The following is a 9,410-nucleotide window of genomic DNA, read 5'->3' as shown; positions in this document are numbered from 1 at the left end:
TAAATTTAATCTAAATTTATAATCGAGAGTCAGATTAGATTTTTGTATAGATCATTATGAAAATCCAATTGTTTTTTATACTCAATAGCTAAATATCGTTCGATAAGTGATGTGCTTATTCGAGATAAACTCTAAATTTATACATCTTAGTTTGAATTATTCTGTCAAACAGTTTCTTAGATTATTATTTAAAGCAACGTTGTATTGGTCAATAGCACTGTGCTTATTTATAGTCATTCGTTATTATGCGCTTGGTGATGAAGAGGGTATTGACAATTCGGTGATTCCTATAGTAGACTGGCTTAGAATCGGTATGATTTATGGTTTAATTATCGGATTATTTTATGCTATCATTGAATTTATATTTGATAGGTTTTTGTCTAAACGATTACCTTTATGGGTTGTAATATTGCAGAAATCTGCAATATATTTAGTCGTGCTTATATGGGCAACTGGTTATGTGTTTGAGCTTATGGAAACCAGATTAGATCTAAATTATCTGCACGAAGGTGATTGGTGGAAGACTAGCAAGATTTTTTGGTTAATTGTCGCTTACTTTATATTATCATCTCTGATTTTCTCATTTATTAAAATAGCCAATGAAAAGTTTGGACGAGGAGTGTTTTTGAAACTTTTATTTGGCACGTATAGGAAGCCTAGGGAGGAAAAAAGAATTTTCATGTTTTTAGACCTAAAATCTTCTACGGCTATTGCTGAGCAATTAGGACATTTTACATATAGTAAATTAATTCAGGATTGTTTTTTTGACTTGAATAGGGTAATGACAAAGTATGATGCGGATGTATATCAGTATGTTGGCGATGAGGCAGTACTGCATTGGACTTTTAAACAAGGAATTAAGAATGAAAGTTGCATTAAAGTGTTCTTTGCTTTTGAAAAAAGATTGACTAAAAATAAGAAACGATACGAATCTAAATACGGTTTGTTTCCGGAGTTTAAAGCAGGTATACACGGAGGGAAGCTTATCGCTACCGAGGTTGGAACCGTAAAAAAAGAAATTGCCTTTCACGGAGATGTAATAAATACAACTGCAAGAATACAAGAAAAATGTAATGCTTATCATGAATCTTTACTTATTTCTGAATCTTTATTAAAAGCAATAACGTTTAGAAAGGAGTACGATATAAATTCGATTGGTAGTATTAATTTAAAAGGAAAAGAAAAGAAAGTAACATTATATGCTATCAATAAAAGAAAAAATAGCTGAATTCGAAAAAGCCCAGATCGTTCATACGATTTGGGCTTTTGAATAGAGAATACTTAACTAATTAATCTCTAAGAATACTTCTGGAAATTACAATTTTTTGTATTTCACTTGTGCCTTCATATATCTGAGTGATTTTTGCATCTCTCATTAATCTTTCTACGTGATATTCTTTTACAAAACCATTGCCACCGTGCACTTGTACCGCTTCGATTGTAACATCCATAGCGGCTTGTGAAGCAGCTAGTTTAGCCATTGCTCCTGATAAATCATAATCTTCATGATTATCTTTATCCATAGCAGCTTTATAAACTAACATTCGTGCAGCCTCAATTTGAACGTGCATATCAGCAAGTTTAAAAGCGATAGCTTGGTGATTCATAATTTCTGTACCAAATGCTTTACGTACTTTAGAATACTCCTTTGCTAATTCATAGGCTCCTTGAGCTATTCCCAAAGCTTGGGCTGCAATACCAATACGTCCACCAGCAAGTGTTTTCATAGCGAACTTGAAGCCAAACCCATCTTCACCAATACGATTTTCTTTAGGAACTTTAACATCATTAAATATTAAGGAGTGCGTGTCACTACCTCTAATTCCTAATTTATCTTCTTTTGGACCAATCTCAAAACCTTCCCATCCTTTTTCTACAATAAAAGCATTGATTCCGCGGTGTTTTTTTTCTTTGTCTGTTTGAGCGATCACCAAGTAATAATCAGAAGTTCCTCCGTTGGTAATCCAGTTTTTAGTCCCATTAAGAATATAATAATCACCTTTGTCTATCGCAGTAGTTTTTTGTGAAGTGGCATCACTACCTGCTTCAGGCTCTGATAAACAAAAAGCTCCAATGGACTCTCCTGTTGTCAGTTTAGTAAGGTATTTTTCTTTTTGTTCAGGAGTACCGAAGGTGTCCAATCCCCAGCATACCAAGGAGTTATTTACGGATACTATCACAGAAGAAGAAGCGTCTATTTTTGATAATTCTTCCATTACCAGTACATAAGACAAAGTATCCATACCGCCTCCGCCGTATTCTGGTGAAGCCATCATTCCTAAAAAACCTAGTTCACCCATTTTGTTGACTTGCTGAGTCGGAAATTCCTGTTTGTTGTCTCTTTCGATTACGCCAGGTAATAATTCGGCTTTTGCAAAATCACGAGCGGCATCTCGTATCATTATTTGTTCTTCGGATAGTTTAAAGTCCATATTTAATCCTAATTTACTGTGCGCGCATAACACGCAAATTCAACTTTTTTATGAAAATAAATCGAGATAAGTTCGATATTTTTATTAATTCTACAAATATAAGCTATAATAATATAGTTTTGATGTTTTTTTTGTTTTTTGAGATTTTCTTTTGGCACGCTATAATCTACTTGGTTTGATCTTAAAATATTTTTAATTTCTGGAGTACAAAGCATGGGCAATCTTGTTTTTAGTTTTTGAATTATTATTTTTTGAATTTCAGCTTTTGCCCTGTTTAGTTTTTTATATTTGTGGAATCCATCACAGGATGTCGTTTTCAATTTATTAATATCGTTTTTATGAGACAGCACTAACTCCATAATGGAGTGAAACATAATTAGGAAATTCAATAAGATATAGTCTTATAAAATAAAGTGGTTGTATAAGTTGAAGTTAAAAAAATGAAAGAATTATTAAAGAAATACGAAAATAAAGCACCCGAAATAGTTTTTAACTGGAAAGACGCTGAAACTGAAGCAGAAGGCTGGACAGTAATAAATTCACTCAGAGGAGGAGCAGCTGGTGGCGGTACAAGAATGCGCTTGGGATTGGATATGAATGAAGTTCTTTCGCTGGCTAAAACCATGGAGGTGAAGTTCACAGTTTCCGGTCCTGAAATTGGAGGAGCAAAATCCGGAATCAATTTTGATCCGAATGATCCACGCAAAAAAGGTGTGTTAGAAAGGTGGTATAAAGCGGTGTCACCATTACTAAAAAGTTATTACGGTACTGGAGGGGACTTAAATGTTGATGAAATTCATGAAGTGATTCCCATAACAGAAAACTGTGGTGTTTGGCATCCGCAAGAAGGAGTTTTTAATGGACATTTTCAACCTACAGAAGCGGATAAAATAAATAGAATAGGGCAGTTACGTCAAGGAGTAATAAAAGTATTAGAAAACACTACGTTTTCACCAGATGTTTCAAGAAAATATACCGTAGCAGATATGATAACGGGATATGGTGTTGCAGAAGCAGTACGACATTATTATCATATCTACGGCGGAACTGTAAAAGGAAAAAAAGCAGTAGTACAAGGTTTTGGAAATGTGGGGTCTGCAGCAGCATATTACCTTTCAGAAATGGGGGCAAATGTTGTTGGAATTATTGATCATGCTGGAGGATTGATTAATGAGGATGGATTTTCTTTTGAAGAAATCAAAAAACTGTATCTACATAAAAAAGGAAATAAGTTATATAGTGAAACGCTAATCCCTTTTAAAGAGCTAAATGATAAAATTTGGTCTTTACAAACAGAAATATTTGCTCCTTGCGCAGCATCAAGATTGATTACTAAGGACCAAATTACCCAGATGATTCATTCAGGATTAGAAGTGATTTCATGTGGTGCTAATGTTCCTTTTGCTGATAAAGAAATATTTTTTGGTGCTATTATGGAATATACTGATGAGCAAGTGAGTCTCATCCCTGATTTTATTTCAAATTGTGGAATGGCAAGAGTATTTGCTTATTTTATGGAGCGTAGAGTTTTAATGACTGATGAAGCAATTTTTAATGATACATCCCAAACAATTAAAGATGCGATACAAAGAATTTTTGAAAAGAATAGTTCAAAAACAAATATAAGTAGAACTGCGTTTGAAATAGCATTCAAACAGTTAGTGTAATTATAATAAATTAATAGCGTATACTATGTTCAAATATTTTCTAGGCAATAGCCCAAAATGGTTTAAAACAATAATGATTAGTTTTTTAATACTTAATGTTATTGTATACTATATCAACCCGACGGTTTGTGCTTGGTTGTTTATAGCAGAATTCATTTTCACCTTGGCCATGGCACTCAAATGTTATCCCTTGCAATCTGGTGGGCTGCTAGCTATAGAGATACTTGCATTAAATCTTACTACCCCAAAGAATGCATATCACGAAGTGGATCAAAACCTCGAAGTTGTATTACTGCTGGTATTTATGGTAGCGGGTATTTATTTTATGAAACCTTTGCTGATGTATATTTTTAGTAAAGTATTCACTAAGATAAAATCAAAGATGGTATTGTCTATGTTATTTGTTTTTCTGTCCGCGATACTTTCAGCTTTTCTAGATGCATTAACAGTGACTGCGGTATTAATAAGTGTTGCTGTAGGTTTTTATGGAGTGTATCATAAGATTCATTCAATGCCAGCTTCGGATTTTGATCAAGATGGCACATTAGATAGAAAGGAATTGAGTGGAGAAACATTGGAACAGTTTAGAAGTTTTTTGAGAAGTTTAGTAATGCACGGAGTCGTTGGTACTGCGCTAGGAGGAGTTTGTACATTGGTGGGGGAACCTCAAAACTTGCTAATTGGTGAACGAATGGGGTGGGATTTTATACAATTTTTTATTAAAATGGCTCCAATAACATTGCCTGTATTAGTAGCAGGGTTATTAACAACAGTAGTATTAGAACTAACAGGTTCGTTTGGGTTTGGAGCAAAATTACCTGAAGTTGCCAGAAGGATTATTGAAAATTATACAGATCAGGAAGATGCAAACAGATCAGATAAATCTAAGTACGGCTTGATTGTACAAGGTATATCAGCTATACTGCTTATAGCTGGTTTAGCACTGCATTTAGCTCCCGTAGGATTTATCGGCTTGGCACTAATTATTGTACAAACAGCTTTTATGGGTATTACCGAAGAGCATCAACTGGGGAAAGCCTTTGAAGAAGCACTTCCTTTTACAGGGTTATTGGTAGTTTTCTTTGTAATAGTTGCTATGATTCACGATCAACACCTTTTTTCACCTATAATAGACTGGGCATTAACATTAGATCCTGAAAAGCAACCTTCTATGTTTTATGTAGCAAATGGATTATTATCCATGATCAGTGATAATGTATTCGTTGCGACTGTGTATATAGGAGAAGTAAAACAAGCTTTTGATAATGGTGTAATTAGTAGAGAACAGTTTGAGAAACTTGCAATTGCTATAAATACAGGAACAAATTTACCAAGTGTTGCAACACCTAATGGTCAGGCAGCGTTTTTATTTTTACTAACCTCTTCCTTAGCTCCGCTAATAGGTTTGTCGTATGGAAGAATGGTGAAAATGGCTTTGCCATATACTATTATCCTTGGTGGAGTAGGCTTATTAGGAATAATTTATGTATTATAACCACGATTAAGAATATACTTAACCTATAGAAATAACGTTAGTATACTAACACTAAATAAACAAAAAAACATATGACCCATTTATTAATGCTTGGTATGTTAGCCCAAAACACCAAAGAAATTGATCCAGAAGCTGAAGAAAAAACATTATCAATTATTGATTTATTGCTTAGTGGAGGAGCGGCAGGGGTAACAATTATTGCAATCCTCTTTGTATTATTGTTTGTTGCAGTTTATATTTATTTCGAAAGAGTTTTTGCTATAAAAGCAGCATCAAAATATGATGAAAGCTTTATGCATCAAATTAGAGATCACGTAGCCAGTGGTAAAATTGAAGCTGCAAAAATATTGTGTGCACAAACAAATAATCCAGTTGCAAGATTAACAGAAAAAGGAATTTCTAGAATTGGTAATCCTTTAGAAGATATCAATAAAGCCATCGAAAATGCAGGTCGATTAGAAGTGTATAAACTAGAAAAAAACGTTAGTATCCTGGCCACAGTTGCAGGTGCAGCACCAATGATTGGATTTCTAGGAACCGTAATTGGTATGATTTTGGCGTTTCATAACTTGGCGTCAAGCTCAGGAAGTGCAGACATGGGAACGTTAGCAGAAGGTATTTATACTGCAATGACCACAACCGTTGCAGGACTTGTTGTAGGTATTGTCGCGTATATAGGCTACAACCATCTGGTAGTGCGGACAGATAAAGTAATACACCAAATGGAAGCGACTGCCGTGGATTTCCTTGACTTGTTAAACGAACCTGCTTAGTATGAACTTAAGAGGAAGAAATAAAGTAAGTCCAGAGTTTAGTATGTCATCCATGACAGATATTGTATTTTTATTGTTGGTGTTTTTTTTGTTGACATCACCAACAATAACTCCAGAAGCATTGGATTTAATTTTGCCAAAAGCAAAAGGAAAGAGCTCTAACGTTCAGAATATATCGGTGAGTATCACGAATAAGCTACAGTACTATGTAGATAATGAACGAATAAGTCAGAGTAGATTAGAATCTACCTTAAAATCTAAATTATCCGGTACAAACGAACCTACAATTATACTTAGAGCAGAGGAAGGTGTTCCTATAGAAAAAGCTGTAGGTGTAATGGATATTGCTAATAGAAATAAATATAAAGTAATCTTGGCCGTAAAGCCGGAATAACTTATGCTAAAGTTAGATACAAGACATAAAAAGAAATCTTTTATAATCACGACAATACTGCACGTGGCTATAATTTTTCTATTGTTTTATTTGGGATTGAATGCTTTGGATCCTACTCCAGAAGGTGGGATTGCTGTAAATTTTGGAACCACACTTACAGGATCAGGTGATATACAGCCTAAAGAAGCTATTCAATCATCACCAAAACAGACTACTCCAGAACCAACACCCGTTACACCAGAACCTGAACCGGAAACTTCTGAGATTACTGAAGAAGTAGTTACTCAAGATTTGGAAGATGCCCCTGTAGTAGAAGAAAAATCAAAAAAGGAGCCTAAGAAAAAGGTTGAGAAACCAAAGGAGAAACCAACAGATGAACCAGTAGAACAAAAACCTGTCGAAAAACTTGTCGAAAAGCCTATAGAGAAACCGGTAGAGAAGGTTGAAGAGAAAAAACCAGATCCAAAACCTGATAAATCAACGTTAGACATATTAGACAGTTTCTCCAATGGGCCTAAAAGTGATGGAAAATCAAAAGGTGGAGAGGGTGATGATAATAAACCTGGAGATAAGGGTAACCCCAATGGTAATCCTTATGCAACCAGCTATTATGGGCAACCAGGACCTGGAGGTACAGGTGGAGTAGGTTACGGATTAAACGGTCGAGGTCGTCCTACAAACTCTAAAGTTGTACAGGAGTGTAACGAAGCCGGACGCGTAGTAGTAAAGGTTGTCGTGAACAGACAAGGTAACGTTATTCAAGCGACTCCAGGTGTCAAAGGAACCACTAATAGTGCCACTTGTCTTTTAGACCCTGCTAGAAAAACAGCTTTAACTTTTAAATGGAAACCAGATCCAAAAGCTCCTGTAAAACAAATAGGTTTTGTAGAAGTTACTTTTGGTTTAGGTGAATAGTCATCATTAAAAGAATACAATCACAATTTTTACGGTATTCCTCATTATATATCTTTCTCGGACTTTTAGTTGTAATATACTTGACCATTCGATGGATGTTTAAAATTTTATCCAAAGATATTTTTTAAAAATCCGGAGCGATCTATTATGAAAGATGAGAGTTGTAGAAAAAGAGGAACAAATTCTCGTGAGTTATTAAATAAATAATTAAAGAAAATTATCGATTATCAAGAAACTTTAGAGTGGATGTTTGCACAATTACCAATGTATCAACGTCAGGGTGTAAGTGCTTATAAAATTGATTTAACAAATACGGTTAAGCTAGCTTCATACTTAGGAGATCCAGAAACTAAGTTTAAAAGTATCCACGTGGCCGGAACCAACGGTAAAGGGTCTACCAGTCATATGCTGGCTTCAGTCCTTCAAGAATCAGGATACAAGGTAGGTTTGTACACTTCTCCTCATCTAAAAGATTTTAGAGAACGAATTCGTATAAATGGCAAAATGGTTGGTAAGGATTATGTGGTAGATTTCATTGAAAAGCATAGGGCTTATTTAGAAGCGAACCAACTTTCTTTTTTTGAAATGACTGTAGGATTAGCATTTAAATTTTTCGCTGAGTCAAAAGTAGATATAGCAGTAATAGAAGTAGGTCTGGGAGGTCGTCTGGATTCTACTAATATTATCCATCCAGAAGTATCCATTATTACCAATATTGGGTTAGACCATACCAAATTTCTAGGAAATACATTGCCGGAGATAGCTTTAGAAAAAGCAGGGATTATTAAAAAGGAAATTCCTGTAGTTATAGGAAGGACAACACCTGAAACGAAAAAGGTTTTTACAGAAAAGGCTGTATCACTTCAAAGCGATGTTTTTTTTGCAGTAAATTATGAGGGTACAATTTTTAATACAGATTTGAAAGGTGATTATCAAAATGAGAATATGAAAACTGTGTTGCAGACAATTTCAGTGCTACAAGAAAAAGAATGGAATATTCGTAAAGAAGATATTCAAAAAGGTCTTAGTAAGGTTGTAGATAATACAGGTTTATTAGGAAGATGGCAAATTTTACAAGAGCATCCTAAGGTGATATGTGACACGGCTCATAACAAAGATGGTTTACTATTGGTTATGAAACAATTGCTGCAACAAGAATATCGCAAGTTACATATAGTGGTTGGTGTGGTTGATGATAAGGATTTGAACGATATCTTACCGTTGTTTCCAAAAAATGCAACATATTACTTTTCTAAACCTGAAATTGCAAGAGGTTTGAATAATGAAATTTTACAGCAAGAAGCATTAAAATTTAGTTTAAAAGGAAGGTGTTATAACTCTGTAAAAAAAGCATATAATGCTGCTTTACAGGAGGCTAACAGTGCGGACTTAGTGTTTGTTGGCGGTAGTACTTTTGTAGTAGCAGAAATAATTTAATTTTTCTTTAATTTTTTTTTGGTAGACTATAAAACTGTCTTATATTTGCATCCGCAATCAGGAACAAGGATTGTGAAAAACATAAGGGCAATTAGCTCAGTTGGTTCAGAGCACCTCGTTTACACCGAGGGGGTCGGGGGTTCGAATCCCTCATTGCCCACCAAAAGGGAATTTTCATTCGTAGAATGTTGATTCCTTTTTTATTTCCTCCAAATTATCTGGGATCAAGTCCAAAAGTTGTGGGATTAAGTATTTAGGCGAAAATAGTTGTTAGTCTAAATAAGAAGAACTCTACAT

Annotated in this window: 9 protein-coding genes and 1 tRNA gene; 8 read left to right on the top strand and 2 right to left on the bottom strand. The window is 34.7% G+C overall.

Features of this window, described 5'->3' with window-relative positions; genetic code table 11:
* The first annotated feature begins 151 nt into the window (after window positions 1-151).
* Window positions 152-1,228 carry an adenylate/guanylate cyclase domain-containing protein gene (locus ACWGOQ_RS23610; protein ID WP_452060321.1) on the top strand — a complete coding sequence of 359 codons (1,077 nt, stop codon included), beginning with the start codon at window positions 152-154 and terminating at the stop codon, window positions 1,226-1,228.
* A gap of 61 nt (window positions 1,229-1,289) precedes the next feature.
* Here the strand turns inward: ACWGOQ_RS23610 and ACWGOQ_RS23605 are convergent, their stop codons facing one another.
* Together ACWGOQ_RS23605 and ACWGOQ_RS23600 are read right to left on the bottom strand one after the other, a co-directional pair.
* The gene (locus ACWGOQ_RS23605; RefSeq protein WP_452060320.1) at window positions 1,290-2,432 is read right to left on the bottom strand and encodes an acyl-CoA dehydrogenase; all 1,143 of its coding nucleotides are present in this window, start codon (window positions 2,430-2,432) and stop codon (window positions 1,290-1,292) included.
* Window positions 2,433-2,440: 8 nt separating this feature from the next.
* The gene (locus ACWGOQ_RS23600) at window positions 2,441-2,752 is read right to left on the bottom strand and encodes a hypothetical protein (RefSeq protein ID WP_452060319.1); all 312 of its coding nucleotides are present in this window, start codon (window positions 2,750-2,752) and stop codon (window positions 2,441-2,443) included.
* 120 nt (window positions 2,753-2,872) lie between these two features.
* On the opposite strand from ACWGOQ_RS23600, the gene ACWGOQ_RS23595 reads away from it, so the two are divergent.
* The 7 genes from ACWGOQ_RS23595 to ACWGOQ_RS23565 all read left to right on the top strand — a co-directional run bounded on the left by ACWGOQ_RS23595 (window position 2,873) and on the right by ACWGOQ_RS23565 (window position 9,276).
* A complete protein-coding gene (locus ACWGOQ_RS23595) occupies window positions 2,873-4,099 on the top strand; it encodes a Glu/Leu/Phe/Val dehydrogenase dimerization domain-containing protein (RefSeq protein WP_452060318.1) in 1,227 nt (408 codons plus the stop codon).
* 25 nt (window positions 4,100-4,124) lie between these two features.
* Entirely contained in the window at window positions 4,125-5,594 is a 1,470-nt protein-coding gene (gene nhaB, locus ACWGOQ_RS23590; protein ID WP_452060317.1) for a sodium/proton antiporter NhaB, read from the top strand.
* An 86-nt stretch (window positions 5,595-5,680) separates the two neighbouring features.
* Window positions 5,681-6,367, top strand: a complete 687-nt coding sequence (locus ACWGOQ_RS23585) for a MotA/TolQ/ExbB proton channel family protein (RefSeq protein ID WP_452060323.1) — start codon at window positions 5,681-5,683, stop codon at window positions 6,365-6,367.
* A 1-nt stretch (window position 6,368) separates the two neighbouring features.
* A complete protein-coding gene (locus tag ACWGOQ_RS23580) occupies window positions 6,369-6,761 on the top strand; it encodes an ExbD/TolR family protein (RefSeq protein ID WP_452060316.1) in 393 nt (130 codons plus the stop codon).
* Window positions 6,762-6,764: 3 nt separating this feature from the next.
* Window positions 6,765-7,676, top strand: coding sequence for an energy transducer TonB (locus tag ACWGOQ_RS23575; protein ID WP_452060315.1), 912 nt, complete (start codon window positions 6,765-6,767; stop codon window positions 7,674-7,676).
* 219 nt (window positions 7,677-7,895) lie between these two features.
* Window positions 7,896-9,113 (top strand): bifunctional folylpolyglutamate synthase/dihydrofolate synthase, encoded by a 1,218-nt coding sequence (locus ACWGOQ_RS23570; protein WP_452060322.1) that lies wholly within the window; start codon window positions 7,896-7,898, stop codon window positions 9,111-9,113.
* A gap of 85 nt (window positions 9,114-9,198) precedes the next feature.
* Window positions 9,199-9,276: transfer RNA gene (locus tag ACWGOQ_RS23565), tRNA-Val, on the top strand.
* The last annotated feature ends 134 nt before the right edge of the window (window positions 9,277-9,410 follow it).

The sequence above is a fragment of the Aquimarina ulvae genome, from assembly GCF_053613295.3.
The sequence above is the reverse complement of the archived record's forward strand: the minus strand, read 5'-3'. Positions and strand labels throughout refer to the sequence as shown.